The organism is Arthrobacter sp. B0316-1-20 (assembly GCF_059091865.1).
The window spans coordinates 372,748-390,360 of the sequence record NZ_JBNHHC010000005.1; the positions used below are offsets into that span (position 1 = coordinate 372,748).

The following is a 17,613-nucleotide window of genomic DNA, read 5'->3' on the forward strand; positions in this document are numbered from 1 at the left end:
GTCACAAGCGGGTTTGTCGCTAGGGCTTGTCCTGAACGTCCCGCAGTCTCGTGCGCCGCGGCGTGCATCGTCTAGAGGGGATCCTGCATGCGCGCTCTGCGGCATTACGTTTTTCCGGTGGTCTGGCTGGCGATTTTCGCCGTCATCGCCGCCGCACTCTTCAAGCTCGCCTTCGTGGACGGCATGCGCGCTGATGCGGTCACCGAGCAGCCCACAGCTCAGCTGGTTACGCCCAGCGTTCCCGCGGCGCTGGGGACGGTGACCAATGTGGTGCAGATCGAGGGGTCGGTAGCGAGCGACCCGGCCGTGGCCGTGCGCAGCACCGCCGAAGGAACCGTCAACTTCCTGTTTGTCGACGCCGGCGCGAATGTGTCCAAGGGCGACCCGCTGTTCCAGGTGCAGAAGCTGGTGGAACCGGATCCCACCCTAGTGGCGGTTGAGCCGGACCCGGACGAGAAACCGGCCCCGCTGCCCGCCCCGGTCTACACGTATGCCAACGTGGTGGCCCCGGCAGCGGGCAAGCTCACCGATCTGTCCGTGCTGGTGGACCAGCAGGTTTCGGTCGGTGCCGAAGCCGCCACTATTTCGCCGGGCACGTTCTCGGTCACCGGGACGTTGACCGCCGACCAGCAGTTCCGGCTGCTGGACCGCCCCAGTTCGGCCACCGTGACCGTCAATGGCGGTCCGGCGCCGTTCGACTGCAAGGCAGTGACCGTCGGGGAAGCTCCGGACGACGGTGGGGACCACGCGCAGGTAGGGCCTGCTGCTGTCGGTCCGTTGGGGCCGGAAGTGCCGGCCGCCGCCACGGGCACGGTCAAGTGTGCGGTGCCGGCCGACGTCAAGGTATTCGCCGGGTTGGGCGCGACTATTGACATCAGCGCAGGAATCGCGGAAAACGTGGTGGTGGTACCCACCACGGCGGTCCAAGGATCGGTCGACACCGGGCTGGTCTGGCTGGTGGAGAACGACGGCGGTGCACCGGTCGAGCGCTCCGTCACCTTGGGCTTGAACGACGGCATGCAGGTGGAGATCGTTGACGGGCTCGCCGAGGGGGACATGGTCCTGCAATTCATCCCGGGGGCGCCCGGGGAGCAAATGATGCCCGGGATGGAAGGCAACTTCGGGATGATCGGCGGATGAGCACCGCGGCCACGGACTCACCACTGCTGGAATTGCATGGTGTGACCCGGAGCGTGCACATCCCCGACCGCGATCCGTTGCACATCCTGCAGGGCATCGACCTGAGCATCAGTACCGGCGACCATGTCTCGATCCAAGGGCGTTCTGGGTCGGGCAAATCGACGCTGCTGAATATCCTCGGTCTGCTGGACGTGCCCACCACCGGCGAGCTGTACTTCGACGGACGGCCGGTTTCCTCGATGGGAGAGAAGCAGCGGGCTGTCGCCCGCGGCGACCAAGTCGGATTCATCTTCCAGCAGTTCAACCTGTTGCCGGGCCGCACCGCGTTGGAGAACGTCATGACGCCGCTGCTTTACGCCCGCGGCACCCAGTTCTGGCAGCGTGAGCGGTTGGCCGCGCGGATGCTGGAGCGGGTCGGCTTGGGCGACCGGCTGCGCGAGAAGCCGCACAAGCTCTCCGGGGGCGAGCAGCAGCGGATCGCGATTGCCCGGGCGTTGGTGCGGTCGCCCCGGCTGATCCTGGCGGACGAGCCCACCGGCGCCCTCGACATCGAGACCGGACAGCGGGTGATGGCGTTGTTGGACGAAGTGGCGCTAGAGTCCGGTGCGGCGCTGGTGACCATCACCCACGACGCAAATGTTGCGGCCCTGGCCCAGCGGCACTACCGGCTGGGCAATGGCATCCTGAACGCACCGGAGATGGCAGCATGACGGGAGTTGTTGGCCTGCTGGTCGAGGCATGGGCCGAGCTGCGCATTCACAAGACCCGGATCCTGCTGGCGCTGATCGGGGTGGCCTTGTCCGTGGCGGCCCTGACCACGGTCGTTGGACTCGGCAACATGGCCCGGGAAGGCATGGTGCAGGCACAGGAGCAATCCGGCGGCCGGGCTGCCACCGTGTCGGTGGAAGTTTTCTCTGCGACAGGAACTGAGGACCCTGTGGTTCTGCAGGCAGCCTTTGACGCGCTGGTGGAGCGCTACGCCGTGCAATACGCGAGCCGGCGTGCGCTCACCCAGATCCCGTTCCAATTCCCGCACGGCGTCGTGGCGACCGAAACCACGGTGGTGGACAGAAGCTACGGCGAGATGCGGCGGGTGAACCTGGCTAACGGACGCTGGTTCACCGAGGCCGACGCCGAGGCGTTGGCGCCGGCGGTGATCATCAACGAAGCGTTCCACCGCCAGCTGGGCCAACCGGATCTCACGGTGAACCCGGTCGTGCAGATTTTCCAGCAGCGGCCGATCGCTGCCACGGTCGTGGGTATCACGCCGGATGGCTACGACGGCGCCATGCCTGCCGTCATGATGCTCACCTCCCAGTACGAGCGCTGGGGCTTGGGCGGTGAAGGAGGGCCTCCTCCCGCTCTGGAGATGTGGGTTCCGGTCGACGCCGAACCGGAGCTGACGGCTGCCATTACCGGCGATCTGCAAGCCCAATTCCCCGATGCCCACGTACAGGTCCACCGCAGCGACTACGCCGCCTGGGGCGACCCGTTCGAAGGCATCCAGTGGGCCGTGGGTGGAATCGCAGGCTTGGTGTTGCTGCTGGGGGCAGTGGGGCTGCTCAACATTTCCATGGTCACGGTCAAGTACCGGGTGCGGGAAATCGGCATCAGGCGCAGTTTCGGCGCGACCTCAGGGCGCATCTTCTTCGGCGTGATGCTCGAGTCCGTGGTCGCAACCTTCGTGGCCGGCGTGGTCGGCGTGATGCTCGCCGTCGCAGTGGTGAAGAGCCCGTGGGTACAGGAGCAGATTGCGCAGGGCATCAGCGAACTGCCGCCCTTCCCGGTGGAAGCAGCGTTGATCGGCATCGGCGCTGCTACCGCCGTCGGTGCGCTGGCAGGCCTGATACCGGCCATAGTTGCCGTCCGCGTGAAAGTCATCGACGCGATCCGGTACTAGCTTGCCGCCATCCCGCAGATCTGGAGAGGTTGGTTGCTCGACGGTACGAGAGCCAAAAGTACGTGGGTGCGTTAGTCTCCGCTTGTGCCGTTGATCAGTCGCTCTATTCAAACTGCCGAAGGCCGCGTATCCCATAGCTGGTCCATGACAGCTTCCGCGGACCGTCTTTGGTGGGGTCTGACAGACCCGGAAGCGTTGCCTTATTGGCTGGGAAAAGTAACTTCTGGGAGCTTCGCCGGCGGCGAGGTTGTGACCGTCCAGCATGCGGAAGACTATTTCTGTACCAGCCGGATTTTGGAATGTGAACCGACACAACTGCTAGGCATGACCTGGGACTTCCCGGGCGAACCACTTTCGTATCTGCGGATTGCACTCACCCCAGCAAGCGGTGCAACTCGCCTGGTTTTGACGCACGATGGCCTCGGGACTGAAGCCGCCACGTACCTGTCCGGTTGGCACACGCACCTGCTGTACTTGGAGGACTTCCTCATAGGTCAACCACGATCCATGGCCGACTTTTGGACTACCTACGAAGGGCTTGCCGACTCCTAGGGCCAGGGCCCCACGATGCATGGCCGATCCTCGCACCCATTTAGCGCACGCGTGCAGCTGTGGGTTCGGCACCGGATTTGGGTGCCCGCTTGAGCGCCACCACCATGTCCGCGGTCAGGATGGCCAGGGAGAGCCAGACCAGGCTGAAGCCGATCCAGCGTTCGAACGGCATGGGCTCGTGCAGGAAGACCAGCGCGGTGATGAACTGCAGGATGGGAGCCAGATACTGCAGCATGCCCACCGTACTCAGCGGCAGGCGCCTGGCGGCTGCGCCGAAGAACAGCAGCGGCAGGGCGGTGATCAGGCCGCTGCTGGCCATGAGCCAGAAGTGGCCCGTGCCTTCGGACAGCAGGGTGGCTTGGCCGCCGGCGATGAGCAGCACCATGATCACCACGGACACCGGTGCCAGCACGAGGGTTTCCACACTGAGGCTGGTCACCGCATCGACCCGGCCGCCGACGTTCTTCTTGACCAGACCGTAGAAGCCGAAGCTGAACGCCAGGATCAGTGCAATCCACGGCACGTTGCCGTATCCGAACGCCAGCACCAGCACTGCGGCGAAGGCCACGCCCATGGCCACCCACTGGAACGGCCTGAGCTTTTCCTTGAGCAGGATGACCCCCAGCAACACCGAGACCAGCGGGTTGATGAAGTATCCCAGCGAGGCTTCGATGGCGTGGCCGTTGAGGACGGCGAAGGTGTAGGTGAACCAGTTGACGGCAATCAGGCCAGCGGCCAGCGACAAGGCGCCGAAGGTGCGCCGGTTGGTCAGGGCGACCCGAAAGGCGCGCCAGCCGCGCAGCGCCGTGATCAGCAGGAAGCAGAACAGCAGCGACCAGACAATCCGGTTGGCCACAATCTCCAGCGGACCGGCCGGTATCAGTGCGGTGAAGTAGAGCGGGAGGATGCCCCAGAGTCCATAGGCCGCGAGCCCATAGGCCATGCCGGCCCCGGACTCGCTGGGGCGGCCGTGCTTGCGGACCCGGCCGAGTCCGCGGCGGGCACCGGCCTCAGCAACCGCAGCAGCAGGGGCAGAAGGCTGGGAGGAGGCACCGCCGTCGTTCATGGACACGCTGGGACAACCTCCGGTCCTGTGGTTCTATTCCGCTGGGCTATAACGCCAACGGTATACCGGAGCAAACGCCGCGGTCAGAACTTTCCGCCGGCCAGCTTGCCCACCAGTTCGGTGTACTCGTCCAGCGGATGCTGGCGGCCCGCGGCGGGATCGCGGTGATAGGTGACGGCGAGCGACTGCAGCGGCGGGACGCCCACCAGCCGGGCGCGCTCGCCGGCCGCGGCCAAGGCCTGCTGCGCGCCGAACTGCTGCAGCGACTCCGGCCCGAAGAACGCGCAGGCCGGGACGCTGACGCCAGTGAAGCGGGCCGGGAAGGCGAGCTGGTCCAGCAGCATGGTGTGGCCGGCCAGTGCGGTGCGGGCGTGCGCCCGGTGCATGGCCGAGCCGAAGGAAGCCAATTGGTCCGCAGTGAGCGGATCCACCGATTCGCAGAACAGCTCCACGGATTCATGCACGCCGTTGGAGGAGCGGGTCACCGTCAGCACGGCGATGGACGGCACATCGGTGCCGGGGCGGGGACGGCCGACCACGATGATGTTGCTGGTCATCGGCGCAGTGTCGTAGCAGTAGCGGGTCAGCTCCGCGGTCTCCCACGGTTCACTGACCGGCTCGTGGATGCCCCAGCCGGCCGGATCCGCGCCGGTGAGCTCGCGGAACAGCGCCGCGGTGAACTCGCCGATCCGGGTGGATTCGCTGGCCGGATGCAGGATCTCGCCGCGGGCCTGCACCACGCCGTCGGAACCGGCCGGCGCCTGCAGATAGTCGGCGGCAAGCTGCTCCTCGGCGGCGAAGACGTCGCCGCTCCAGCGGTACTGCTGGCCGGTGAAGCCGTTGTAGAACGTCCCGTCCGCCGCACTGGCCATCCAGATGCAGCCCTCGCGCTGCAGCAACTGGTACAGCGGCAGCGTCAGTTTGCTGGCGCTGGGCGTCATCACCACGAACTGGCGTTCCGATTCACGCGCCGCCACGTAGGCGCGGGTGAGCGCGGGGGAGAGGAACACCAGCGGCTTGTCCTGGAAGACGACGGCGGTGCGTTCGGTGTGGAAATCGAAGGCCGAGGCGTGCATCATCATCCCTGTTCTCCGGATCCGGGCAGCCGGTGGCCGACGACGGCGCCGCGGCAGCGCACGGCGATGTTCTGCGCCAGCCGGTAGCCCAGCGATTCGCCGTCCGGGATGCCGTTGCGGATGGTGATCTCCTGCCACCACAGATCCTGGTGCTCCGGTTCGGCGAACGCCGGGTCGTCGGAGAAGATGGACGGGATCGGCGCACCTTCGACGGCGTTCACGCTGGCCCCGGCCAGCAGCCGGGAGACCTCGCCGGGCACCCGGACCAGGCGGGGCAGTTCGACGGCGAACATGGTGGTGCCGCCGCCGTCCTCGACTTCCAGCAGGGCGCCGTTGGCGGCCTGCCGGACGTATTCCTGCGGCACCACGGCCAGCAGCGAGACCATGACCACGTCCTGGTCCGGTTCGTCGAGCGCGACGACGGTGACGGTGTTAGACATCGGCAGTTGCCTCCATCGGGGTCCACAGGGTCTGCACGGTCTGCACCGGGCCGCCGGAGCGGACCAGCAGGCCGCGGCCGGGCGGCAGCCGGCGGGCGCGCACGTTGTTCAGCAGCCCGCCTTCGGACCGGTCGCCGGAAAGGATCAGGCCGGTGCTGCCCGAATCGCGCAGCGCGGCGAAGAACTGCTCGTACATGCCGCGGCCGGCACCGCGCACCCGGCGGGTGAGAATCACGTTCAGCTGCAGTTCCGGCCCCATCGGCAGGTACTCGATCAGCGACCGCAGCGGCCCGGCGCCGCCGGCGGTAAGGATGTCGTAGTCGTCGGCCAGCAGCACGATCCGCGGGATGCTGTCCGGCTCGCCGATGCTGTCCTGCATGGCGTCACCGCCGGCGGTCCGCTTGGACAGCTCGGAGGCGATGGCGTTGGCCAGCGGTTCGGCCTGCGCGGCGCTGGGGGCGTAGCCGCCCAGATAGGCATCCGGAACCACATCGGCCAGCGCTCGCCGCGGATCGAAGACCGCGAAGACCAGATCCCGGGACGGATATTGGGACACCAGCGAGGAGACCAGCGAGCGGACCAGATTGGTCTTGCCGGACTGCTCGTCGCCCATCACGATCAGGTGGTGTTCGCCGCGGACCACATCCAGCATCTCCGGGCCCAGATCGGTCTCGCGCAGGCCCAGCGGCAACAGGCCCGGCAGCGGCGGGACCTCGATCTCCGCGGCTTCGACCAGTTGCGGCAGGATGCGCACCTGCATGGCACGGGCGTCGGTGGAGGCGGCGACGGCGGCCACCATGTCCCGGGTGCCCTGGGTGGCCGTGTCCGCGTCAGCCACGCCGTCAATGCGCGGCAGCGCAAAGAGTCCGAACAGCTTGGCGTCGGTCAGCGCCCGGCCGGGCCGGTCCGCGGGCATGGTCTCGGCGAGTTTTCGGCCGTAGGAGGAGTCCGCCGGGTCGGCGAGCCGCAGCTCGATCTTGGTGCCGAAGAAAGACTGCTGGGCCAGCCGGATCTCGTTCTGCCGGTTGACGGTGGTGACCACGTGGATGCCGTAGCCGCCGCCGCGGGCGATCAAGGCGTGCACGGCCGGTTCGATGTCCTCGAACCCATCGGTGAGCAGCCCGTAGCCGTCCAGCACCAGCACAATGTCGGCGCTGGGCAGTTCCGGAATCCTGCCCTGGGCGCAAAGCTTGCGCAGCGTGGCCAGCGAGTCCACCTGGTGCTTCTCAAAGACGTTCTCGCGCACGGTCAGCATGGCGAGGAGTTCTTCCACCGTGCGGCGGACCACTTCGCGGTTGGTGCGCACCGCCACACCGCCCACATGGGGCAGCCCCTCCAGCGGAACCAGCGAGTTCCCCAGCAGGTCCACGCAGTAGATGCCCACTTCCTGCGGGCTGTGGGTCATGGCCAGCGAGGCCGCGATGGTGCGCAGTGCGGTGCTCTTGCCCGACTGCGGGCCGCCGATGATGGCCACGTTGCCGCCGGCGGACTTGAGGTCCAGCTCCCAGACGCCCTGCCACTGCTTGGCCGGGTCGTCCAGCAGGCCGATGGGAACCTTCAGCGACCCGCCGCTGGTCAGCCGGATGCCCTGGCTGGTGCTGGTCACCGAACCGGCGGCGGTGTCCAGCGCCACGGCGGCGGGCAGCGGCGGCAGCCAGATCGGGTCCACCGCGCGCGGAAACCGGGCCAGCGTGTCCATCAGTGTGGACATCACGGTGGGGCCGGTGGTCCGCTTCGAGGCGCCGGTGCGGACCGGCTTGCCGGCTGCAGCGCCGTCGTCGTTCGCCTTCGCCAGACTGGCCGCGTAGGTGGGCATTGGCAGCACCAGGGGTCCATCGCCGTCGGTGGTTTCCTGCACTTCCTGGACTTGGACGTCTTCCAGCGGGCCGGATACGTAGCCGGCCTTGAACCGGGTGTAGACCGTGGTGTCCACCTTCAGGTAGCCGTAGCCGGGAACCGGCGGCAGATGGAAGGCATCCGGGGTGTCCAGCACGGTGCGTGACTCGGACTCCGAAAGCGTGCGCAGGCCGATCCGGTAGGACAGGTAGGTTTCCAGCCCGCGCAGCTTGCCGGATTCGATCCGCTGGCTGCTCAGCAGCAGGTGCACGCCGATAGACCGTCCGATCCGGCCGATGGACAGGAACAGGTCGATGAAATCCGGCCGGGCGGTGAGCAGTTCACCGAACTCGTCGATGATCACCACCAGATGCGGCAGCGGCTCCATCACCTCGCCGCGGGCCAGCCGTTCCTGCCGGTGCAGTTGGTAATCGGTGATGTTGGCAATGTTCCCGGCGGCCTTGAGCACTTCCTGCCGGCGGACCACCTCGCCGTTGAGGCTGGAGTAGATGCGTTCAATCAGGCTGGCGTCGTCGGCCAGGTTGGTGATCACGCCGGAGACCTGCGGCGCGTCGGCAAACGGAGCGAAGGTGGCGCCGCCCTTGAAGTCCACCAGCACCATGGACAGCAGTTCCGGCGGATGCGTGGCCAGCAGCCCCAGCACCAGGGACCGCAGCATTTCCGACTTGCCGGAACCGGTGGCGCCGATGCAGAGCCCGTGCGGGCCCATGCCGAACTGGGCCGACTCCTTCAAATCCAGCAGGGCCGGTCGGCCGCGGTCGTCCGGGCCCAGCGGGATGCGCAGGAAATCCACCTCGCTGCGCGGTTTCCAGAGCCGCCTGATGTCCGCCTCGTCGAGCGCCGGGCTGAGGCCGAGCATCTCCAGGAAACTGTCCGAACCGGCGGCGGTGTTGTGTTCCAGCGAGTCCGCCGAGAGCCGCATCGGGGCCAGTTCGCGGGCCAATGCCTCGGCGGTGGCCACGGCCAGGCCGTCCAGGGTGCCGCGTTCTTCGACCGGCTCCACCGGGTCCTCGCGGTAGTTCTGGATCAGGAATCCCGCGTCCATGCCGTCTTGGCTGACGCGCACGCTGACTTCACCTGGTTCCTGGCGGCGGTCGGCCACCAGATACACCACGGTGATGCCCAGCTGGGCGAGTCCGGCGTGCCGGTCCGGCAGCACCAGATCTTCCGGCAGGGAGCCATAGCAGTCGGCCAGCACCAGCAGCCGGGGGAGGTGCTGGCTGGCGCCCTTGAGGTTCTTGGACGACTCGGCCGCCACCACCGCCCGGCGGTTCAGTTCGTCGGCCAGCACCGCACCGAGTTCATCCACGGAACGGGCCATCCGGCGCACCGGACCGGTGGCATGGGCCTGCTTCTGGTCCGCGAGGTGCGGCAGCCACAGCGTCCAGTCCCAGTCGGCCAGCCGGTCTTCTCCGGCCGCGATGCCCACCTGCAGGTCTTCCGGCGAGTGGAAGGCACAGGCCTCGATGAGCAGGTTCCTGGCAGCATTGAGCACGAACTCGCGCGAGCCAATGATGCTCACGTTGCCGGCCGAGTCCAGCGGCAGGGTCAGCGGCAGGTCCGGCGACCTCTCGTACCGCTGCTGCAGGATCCGGACTTCGTTGTCCATGAACGTATCGCGCTGGGCGGTGGCGGGGCCCTGCTCATTGATGGTGATCTGCCGGCTGATCCGCTCGCCGGAGCCGATCCGGACCTGCAGGAAGTCTTCGTTGCCCCGGCGGCGTTCCCACAGCCGCCGGGTATTGCGGACGATGTCGAAAAGGGCAGTGGGCTCCGGATTGCTGGTGCGGGCCGTGGTGATGGTCCGCTGCTCGTCGGTGCGCAGCGTGGCCCGGGATTCCTCCAGGTACTCCAGATAGCGGTCGCGTTCCTCGGCCCGGCTGCGTGCCGCCCTGCCGCGCTGGCCCAGCATCATGATGATGGATGCCACCACCGTCACGATCATCGCGATGGCGCCGACGGCGGCCAGGCTGTTGCCGCGGAAGAGCATCATCACGGTCATGGACAGGCCGGCGCCCAGCAGCGGGATCAGCGCCATGGCGTTCATCCGGCCGGACTTCTCGGCCATCGGCGGCGGTGCTTCCAGGCTGAACGGCGCAGCCTCGCGGGCCGGGGCGGTGGTGCGGGCCGGCCGGTGGATGATCTTCACGCTCATCGGCCGGTGTGCTCCATCGCCAGGGCCAAGGCGGTGGAGGCCAGCTCCGCCGCCTGCAGCCGGACGGCACGGGACATCAGTCCGGGTTCGAACTCCACGCCGCTGGCCAGATGCCGGTCGTAGCCCAGCGGCAGCACGACGAGTCCGTCCCGGGCCAGCGCCTTGGCTTCGGACATCGGGTCCAGCGGGGCGTCGGCGTCGGTCTGGGTCAGCACGGCCAGCAGCCCGGTGCCGGCCAGCTCAGGGGTGGCCGCCCATGCCGCGGCCGTTCGGCGGACGTCCTGGATTCCGGCCACCGAGGCGGGGGCGACCAGCACGGCCAAGTGGGCGGCGCCGATGGCCCAGTTGGTGTCCGGATTCTCGCCCGGGCCGGTGGCACAGTCGTAGACCGCCACCGGGCAGTACCGGGAAATGCTCTGGCCGGCCGCAGAAAGGCCTGCGCCTCCGGCATGGCCGCCGAGCGCGCGCTCTCCGGCCACCCACAGGTTGGCGGCGGCGGCCGCCAGTTTCCGGCGCAGGTCGTCGGCACTCGCGGCGGGGACGTGCTGGAGGGCGGCCGCGGCCTGGTCGATGGCCGGCGCGTCCGGCACGCCCAGACGCAGTGCCAGGGTGCCGCCCGCGGGTGCCAGGTCCACGGCGGCGATGGTGTCCTGCCGGGCCGCGGCATAGAGCGAAGCCAGCAGCGCCGCCGTCGTGGTCTTGCCGGCCCCGCCCCGGCTGCCGATCACGGCGATCCGGCGTCCGGTACTCACGGCGGCCTGCGCCCCGGCGGTGGCGGCGACCAGCCGCTGCGGGTAGTCGTCGGCGGAGACCAGGCCTTTCGCGGCACGCGCGGTGCGGACCAGCCACGGTTCGCCGGGACGGCTGCGCAGCCGGCGGCGGCGCTGTTCGGCATCGGACTCGAACGGCCCGGCTCCCACCGACCCTGCTCCCACTGGCCCCGCTCCCACTGGCCCGCCAGCCGGGGCCGGTGAGCTCCACGGATCAGCCGCCGGCGCCAAGCCAGGCTGGCCGGCACCCGACGGGGCCCCCAGCGGCGCGCCTCCCGGATCTCGTTGCCCCGCCGTGAGGTGGCCGGTGGCGGCCTGCTCCCGGGCGATCAAATCCCGGCGCGAAATCGGTTCCATAAGATACGTCCCAGCCTGAGTCAGTCGAAGGTGGTCAGCAGCGAGGCGAAGACACCGAACAGGCCGATGACCAGCGGCACCGAGGCCAGGATGGCCAGCGTCTCGAACCGGTTGGCCAGCAGGCGCAGTTTCGCTGCGGAATGGTCCGCCAGCGTCACGGTCAGCGAAATCACGACGGCGACGGCCAGCACCAGCAAACCAACCGCCACCAGCCAGCCCTGCTCGGGGGCGAAGGCCAGCACCGAGCGCGCCAGCGCCAGCGTGCCCACTGCCGCGGCCAGGTAGAGCGCGATCCGGTCGGGGGCCAGCGGGAACGCGCGCGCCCGCAGCCCGGTGGCCAGGGCCAGGCAGCCGATCAGCGGTATGGTCCAAACCTGCCAGTTGGTATCGGTGCCCAGGATCCACAAGCCGACGGCGATCGAGAGCGCCACCAGTGCGGTGCCCAGGCTCAGCCCGCGGTGCGCGGAACCGATCGCAACATGCACGTCCGTGCGTCCGATCCGGCCACCCTTGGCCCGGCGGTCGTCCAGCGTGGCCAAGCCGGAGATGGACAGGGCGATCTGCGGCAGCAAGCCCAAGGTGGCGCAGCTGAGCAGAGCGGCCACGCTGGCGGCCTGCACCGGAGTGCTGAACAAGGCGATCGAGGCAGCCCAGAAAACGGTGAGCAGGGCCAGCAGGCCCGCAGCGGACATCAGCGCACGCGGGCGCCGAGAGATGAAGCCCGCACAGACCAGCGACACCGCGCTCACCGCTGCGGCCAGCAGCACGTGCGTTCCGGGGCCGGCCGGCAGCCGCAGCACGCCGCCCAGAGCCAGCAGCCAGCCGGTGCCCACCAGCAGCGGGCCCAGCACGGTGGCAGTTACCCGGCCCAAGTAAATGCCGCTGCCCAGCAGCACCGCAGCCAGGCCGAAAGAGACCGAGGCAGCCATGCCGGCGGCGGCGTCCTCAAGCAGCAAATGCACGCCCAGATACACTCCGGCGGCGGCGAAGACTGCACCGGTGGCCCGGCGGACCGTAGCCGTCCAACGTCCGCCGATGTCCTCGGTCTGTTCCACCACGGCGTCGGTGATGTCGTAGACCACGGGCGCGGGCGGTGCCTCGGACACGTTCACCAGCCGCAGCATGGCGCCGTCGGCGACCCCGGCGTCGCTGAGCGAGGCATCCTCGCGGACCGGGTCGCCGGCAGGAGTGATCAACGTCTTGACCGAGACGGCGGAGGTCGGCTGGTCGTCCAGCAGCTCAAGGATCTGGGGCAGCAGCAGGCCGGCCGGGGTCTGCGATGGCAACAGCACATCAACATGGCGCTGTGGCCCGGCCACGGTCACGCGGGTGAAGGTTTCGGCCATGGTTAGGCGGCTCCTGGATGGGGGATAAGCGGCAGGAGGGCGCCGCCGTCGTTCTGCACATCAGCACTGATCTGGAGGACGACGGCGGATGGGGCGCGCTGCTGCTGTTGCTGGCGCAGGTCTTCGAGCAGATTGGTCACAAAGGAATAGCCGACGCAGACGGCAGCAATCACCGCGGCCAGCGCCACGCTGAAGAAGAAGGTGCGCACGCTGGACTTCCACCGCCGTTGCAGCGGGTTGGCGCCGTAGAGCAGGGCGGTGGTCAGGCGGGTCCGGCGGACAGCGACGGACTCGATGAGCTGATTGTCGTAATCCTGCGCCATCCCTCTCCTCCCACACGGTGCCATGTACCTGCGTCGCTACCGAGTTTATCGTTCAAGTGAAGGAAGAAATCCGCTCCTGTCCCGCGCAGGATGGGGAGATGTACCCATTAACTCCGATTGACGGCAGTGCCGGCGAGCGCGTTCTATGGGAAAGGCGGGGAACCGCCTCAAGACAACCGGCCGGGCGGCAACCCGGCATTCGGCGGACGAGCCATGCCCGCCGGCAAAGCGGCAGCTACAGCCCCGAGGGGGCACGGAGGTGGAGCAATGAGCGGCAACCAGTTCATCAAAATGGAGAAGAGCGCGTTCGTCGACGCCGGCAAGGCCAGCGCGGCGGCCGATACCGAACTCCAGGCACTGATGAAGGAACTCGAGGCAGTCCCGGAGCCGATGCGCAGTAACACGGCGGGTGACTTCTGGGAAAAGTTCAAGGGCATCATGGGCCGGGCCAACATGGTGGCCTCCGGACTGCAGAAGTCGCTGGTGTCCATTCAGCAGGGCCAGTCCGAGGTCAACACCACCATGCAGTTGGGCGAGCAGCAGCAGGCCGACGACGCCGACGCCACCGAGGGCAAGGCAGCCTGGGACGACGCCGTCTTCCGCAACCGCGGCTAGCGCTCCCGCCGCGTGAAGCGGCACCTGCCGCCGGCACCGGCGGCCACCAGACGCACGCACCCAGAAGATTTTTTCCGGCCGAGGCCGGGCATGAGGGAGGAAACATCATGGCAGGCCAGAATTCATTCGCCTTCTCCGACGGCGGAGCATCGCAGGCCCAGGACAACCTGGACCGGGTGAAGAAGAAGCTCAACGCGCTGGTGGAAACCCGCAAGAAGGACGCCGCAGACCTGCAGGCCAAGTTCCAGGCCACCGAGATCGCCGAGCAGTACGACCGCGTGGAGCAGGCCTGGGCCGACGCCGGTATTGCCTTCGCGGGCATCATGGCGGACGTGCACAAGCTGCTGGAGGACGCCAAGAGCACCGCGGGCAGCACCATCAAGACGGCCGGCGCAAAGATCGCCAACATCTAGCAGCGGACAATATCTAGTACGGAAGGCGGACGGCAGTGGCACTCGACGGCTGGGACATCGACCCCACCAAGGTCCAGGCGATCGTCAGCACCGCCAGCCGGCGGACCGACAGCTTCGAGAAGGACTTTCCGGCGCTCGGCACCGCAATCTCCGATATGGCCACCGCCTCCAAGTCCGGCCCGGTGATGGAAGCGCTGAACGGGTGGGCGGAGAAAACGGTCCAGCCTGGACTGGAGAGTGTCGGCGGACGTCTGCAGACCACGTTCCAAGGCACCATGGACGCGGTCAACGCCTATGTGCTCGGAGACGCCCAGATGGCCGGCGATGCGCAGGACCTGATCGGCACGTTGCCGGAGGAGGAGCATGCCGCCCGCCCGCACAGCCCTCACGGACCGGTTCCATCCGCAGTCTGACTGCTCTCACCACAACAAGTCTCTCGCACCACCTAAGGGGAATTAATGACGGCCTGGGATCCGTACTCCGAGGCATATCCGCCGCGGCCTGACGCGGAACTGCTGCGCACGCATGCCCGGGCGCTGGATGAGACGGCCGAGGGGATCGTCGATGCCGTCGAGTTGATCGAGAGCGACTGGAGCGGGCTGGAGGCGGTCTACAAGTCGCCGGAAGCGCCGCAGGTCTACGTTGCGGTCAAGCCCGTCAAGACCACCGCCGATGAGATCAAGTCCGACGCCGCCGCGATCAAGTCGGCCATCGAAACGTTTGCCGACTGGGCGGACACCTTCAAGGCACGCTATGACGCGCTGGTGGTCCGCTGGCACGGCGTGCGGGCGCGGATTGCCAGTGAAGGCGACGACTGGCGCAAGGAAGAGGACCTGGTCAACGACGACAACCAGATCCTCAAGGAGGCCAACGCACTGGCAGCCGAACACATGGCAGCCGAGCGCGCCTGCAGCAATGCCATCACCGCGCTGTACGGAGGCATCACCCTGGTCGAGACTACCCAGGAAGGCCCGGCCACCGGACAGCAGGCCTACGGCTACTCGGCCGAGCAACTGGACTCCGCCACCGGGGAAGGCCATATCCCGTGGGGCCAGCCCACTGAGTGGGACAAGCCCTGGTACAGGGATGCGTGGGACGGCGTGGTGTCCTTCGGCAAGGGCGTCTGGAGCGGCATTACCGGCACGGTGACCGGCCTGTGGAACATGGTCAACTTCACCGACGGGGAAACCTTCGCGGCCACTTGGAAGGGTATCGGCCAGATCGCCCTGAACGTAGCGATTGTCTCCAGCCCGATCACCGCGGCGGTGGCCGAATCGGTCGGCGGCCCGGGTACGGTCAAGAAAGCGGGCGAAGAACTGCTCGCCGTCGGCAAGGCAGCCATCCACTGGGACGACTGGCAGCGCGACCCGGCCTACGCCGCCGGCGCCACCGCGTTCGATCTCTCCGCCATCCTGCTCACCGCCGGCGGCGGAGCCGTGGCGAAGGCGGGCGGCGTGGCCAACAAGATCACGGCCGTCAGCAGGGCCGGCGGCGTCGCTTCCAAGGTGCTGGACTTCTCCGGCCTGACCAAAACCGCGGGCATCACCACGCGCGCCATCGACTTCTCCAGCAACCTGAAGTTCACGGCCATCGACGTCACCACCAGCGGGTTCAAGACCGTCAGCAACACCGTCCGTCCGTATGTCAGCACCGCCGGACACGCCATTACCGACGGGCTGCAGCACGCGTCCACCGGCCTGCGCACCGGCATGGACAAGCTCACGACGTCGGTGCGCACCGGCGCGGACAACGTCGCCAACGCGCTCGGCGGCCCGCGCGTGGCCACCGCCGGCGGCGGCTTCACCACGCCGCACCGGTTCGACGTGGAAATGCCGTCCACCCGTAACTCCAACAGCACCATGAACTTTGACGCGGACGGGCCCACGCCGCCCTCCGGCCAGTCCGGCCTAACGCTCCCGGACCGCTCCGCACCGCCGCAGTACGGCCAGCGGATTGAGACGCCGGAGGCCCAGCCGGCGCCGGCGCGCACTCCCGACGCGGAGGCGCCGGCACGCACTCCCGACGCTGAGGCGCCGGCACGCACTCCCGACGCCGGAGCCGATGCTTCAGGCTCACGGGCCGCGGAACCCGATCCCACCACACCCAAGGCGACCGCTGCGGGGTCCGGCGACGGAATCAACGCCTATGACGTGAACGGACAGCGAGTCGACGACAGCTTCCGCCATCCGCAGGAACCGCAGTACGGCACCGCTGTGCCCGACGCGATCCAGAACCCGGAGGCACACGCCAGATATGGCCAGCACCGGGCCGATGACCTCTACCAGGACGTCGAGCTGCCGGACTGGGCGGACCTGCCCAAGGACCAGCACGGCCTCCTGGACATCAACAGCGACCTCGACGCCATCGTGGACCGCTCCCAGCCCGCCTATGGCACCGACGAGCTCGGGAACCCTTTGGATAGAGCCGAGTACGCGAACCGGTACAGCGAGTTGGACGAGTTCCGGCCGGACGAGTACCGCGCGGCCTATCCGGACAATGCCGGGGCGGCCGAGGGAACCATCCGGACGTACTCGTCGTACGACGACCTGCAGGCAGACTTCGGACAGGTCAAGCTGGACCGGATCGGTCCCAACGGCGGAGACTACCTGGCCATCGAGGGAACCCCGTGGCACATGCGCGGCCTGCCGGTCGATACCCTCGGCAAGGAGCTGCACCACTTCGAACTTGACCGGCTGCCCGAGGGCGTGAAAATCGAGGTCTCCGAGATCGCCCCGGCGTTCGGGCGTCCGGGCGGCGGAACCCAGCTGCGGTTCCTCGACATTACTCAGGGTCCGGAACCCAAAGCCATCGGCGTCGACGAACTGATCCGCAGGGAAGGCCTCCGCGAGACCGGACCGCGCCAGTTCGACCCGCCGTGGGCGCGCAACGCCGACAACCCGGTGGACCTGCTGGCCAAGCACGACCTCGACTTGTCTGCACGGAAATCCGTCGTTGACGCGGTCGAAGAGCAGGGCATCACGCTGGAACGCACGACCGTCTACGAGGTGGACGGCCGCGGCAAGTTCTACACGAACTCCGCCGGCCATATCCAGCAGATCGAGGCCCCCAGCGGAACCAAGGGCAACTGGAATCCCGAGTTGAACAACCCTCGGCCCAACATCAGGTACCACATCGACGGCAACATCGTGGTCCACACCGACGGGTTCGGGCGCCCCACGGCACTGCACGCCCACGACCTCGAGTACTTCCCCAAGGAGCAGGCCGACACCTGGCGGCATCCGGGCAACCAGACCAACGTGGGCGGTCACGGCGGCGGCGACTACGACGGAGGCCACCTCCTCGCAGCCATGTTCGGCGGGCCGGGGGAGAAGATTAACCTGATTCCCCAGCTGAACATCCAAAACCGGAACCTCGGCCTGGGCGCCTTGACGCCCATCGAGCGGTTGCGGCTGACGGGGGCCGCCGACACCTGGTATGACACCGAGCTCTGGATCCGCGACCGGCTCCGCAACGTGCCTCCCGGGGGCAGCAAGCCCTCGGTCACATGGGACGTCCGCCCGATCTACGATGCTGGTGGGGGAAACCGTGTTCCACATATGGTGGAACTCAAGGTAACGGTTAACGGCCAAACCCGGCGCTTCG

At 68.0% G+C, this 17,613-nt stretch carries 15 protein-coding genes; 8 read left to right on the top strand and 7 right to left on the bottom strand.

The window, feature by feature from the left end; translation table 11 throughout:
- Positions 1–87: 87 nt before the first annotated feature.
- From AC5RW2_RS11295 to AC5RW2_RS11310, 4 genes are all read left to right on the top strand, one after another.
- Positions 88–1,140 carry an efflux RND transporter periplasmic adaptor subunit gene (locus tag AC5RW2_RS11295; RefSeq protein WP_493962345.1) on the top strand — a complete coding sequence of 351 codons (1,053 nt, stop codon included), beginning with the start codon at positions 88–90 and terminating at the stop codon, positions 1,138–1,140.
- Positions 1,137–1,850: an ABC transporter ATP-binding protein gene (locus AC5RW2_RS11300; RefSeq protein ID WP_493962344.1), complete on the top strand. Its 714-nt coding sequence runs from the start codon at positions 1,137–1,139 to the stop codon at positions 1,848–1,850. The genes AC5RW2_RS11295 and AC5RW2_RS11300 overlap by 4 nt, the downstream gene beginning before the upstream one ends.
- A complete protein-coding gene (locus tag AC5RW2_RS11305; RefSeq protein WP_493962343.1) occupies positions 1,847–3,040 on the top strand; it encodes an ABC transporter permease in 1,194 nt (397 codons plus the stop codon). Before AC5RW2_RS11300 ends, AC5RW2_RS11305 begins: the two co-directional genes overlap by 4 nt.
- An 84-nt stretch (positions 3,041–3,124) precedes the next feature.
- A complete protein-coding gene (locus AC5RW2_RS11310) occupies positions 3,125–3,592 on the top strand; it encodes an SRPBCC domain-containing protein (protein ID WP_493962342.1) in 468 nt (155 codons plus the stop codon).
- A gap of 40 nt (positions 3,593–3,632) precedes the next feature.
- On the opposite strand, the gene rarD is transcribed toward AC5RW2_RS11310, so the two are convergent.
- The 7 genes from rarD to AC5RW2_RS11345 all read right to left on the bottom strand — a co-directional run bounded on the left by rarD (position 3,633) and on the right by AC5RW2_RS11345 (position 12,982).
- Complete coding sequence (rarD, locus tag AC5RW2_RS11315; RefSeq protein WP_493962790.1) at positions 3,633–4,658, bottom strand: EamA family transporter RarD; 1,026 nt, start codon at positions 4,656–4,658, stop codon at positions 3,633–3,635.
- An 83-nt stretch (positions 4,659–4,741) separates the two neighbouring features.
- A complete protein-coding gene (locus AC5RW2_RS11320; protein ID WP_493962341.1) occupies positions 4,742–5,740 on the bottom strand; it encodes a DUF6177 family protein in 999 nt (332 codons plus the stop codon).
- Entirely contained in the window at positions 5,737–6,174 is a 438-nt protein-coding gene (locus tag AC5RW2_RS11325) for a hypothetical protein (RefSeq protein WP_493962340.1), read from the bottom strand. The genes AC5RW2_RS11320 and AC5RW2_RS11325 overlap by 4 nt, the downstream gene beginning before the upstream one ends.
- Positions 6,167–10,186: a type VII secretion protein EccCa gene (gene eccCa / locus AC5RW2_RS11330; RefSeq protein WP_493962339.1), complete on the bottom strand. Its 4,020-nt coding sequence runs from the start codon at positions 10,184–10,186 to the stop codon at positions 6,167–6,169. Before eccCa ends, AC5RW2_RS11325 begins: the two co-directional genes overlap by 8 nt.
- Positions 10,183–11,121 (bottom strand): nucleotide-binding protein, encoded by a 939-nt coding sequence (locus AC5RW2_RS11335; RefSeq protein ID WP_493962338.1) that lies wholly within the window; start codon positions 11,119–11,121, stop codon positions 10,183–10,185. The genes eccCa and AC5RW2_RS11335 overlap by 4 nt, the downstream gene beginning before the upstream one ends.
- 212 nt (positions 11,122–11,333) lie before the next feature.
- Positions 11,334–12,659 (bottom strand): type VII secretion integral membrane protein EccD, encoded by a 1,326-nt coding sequence (eccD, locus tag AC5RW2_RS11340; RefSeq protein ID WP_493962337.1) that lies wholly within the window; start codon positions 12,657–12,659, stop codon positions 11,334–11,336.
- Positions 12,660–12,661: 2 nt separating this feature from the next.
- Entirely contained in the window at positions 12,662–12,982 is a 321-nt protein-coding gene (locus AC5RW2_RS11345; RefSeq protein WP_493962336.1) for a hypothetical protein, read from the bottom strand.
- 267 nt (positions 12,983–13,249) lie between these two features.
- Here AC5RW2_RS11345 and AC5RW2_RS11350 point away from each other — a divergent pair, with 267 nt between their 5' ends.
- The 4 genes from AC5RW2_RS11350 to AC5RW2_RS11365 form a co-directional block, all read left to right on the top strand.
- The gene (locus tag AC5RW2_RS11350; RefSeq protein ID WP_127512820.1) at positions 13,250–13,597 is read left to right on the top strand and encodes a hypothetical protein; all 348 of its coding nucleotides are present in this window, start codon (positions 13,250–13,252) and stop codon (positions 13,595–13,597) included.
- 107 nt (positions 13,598–13,704) lie between these two features.
- Positions 13,705–14,010 carry a hypothetical protein gene (locus tag AC5RW2_RS11355; protein ID WP_493962335.1) on the top strand — a complete coding sequence of 102 codons (306 nt, stop codon included), beginning with the start codon at positions 13,705–13,707 and terminating at the stop codon, positions 14,008–14,010.
- Positions 14,011–14,045: 35 nt separating this feature from the next.
- Positions 14,046–14,423, top strand: a complete 378-nt coding sequence (locus AC5RW2_RS11360; protein ID WP_493962334.1) for a DUF6507 family protein — start codon at positions 14,046–14,048, stop codon at positions 14,421–14,423.
- Positions 14,424–14,468: 45 nt separating this feature from the next.
- On the top strand, positions 14,469–17,613 hold a 3,145-nt coding region (locus AC5RW2_RS11365), incomplete at its 3' end, for a glycohydrolase toxin TNT-related protein (RefSeq protein WP_494073908.1).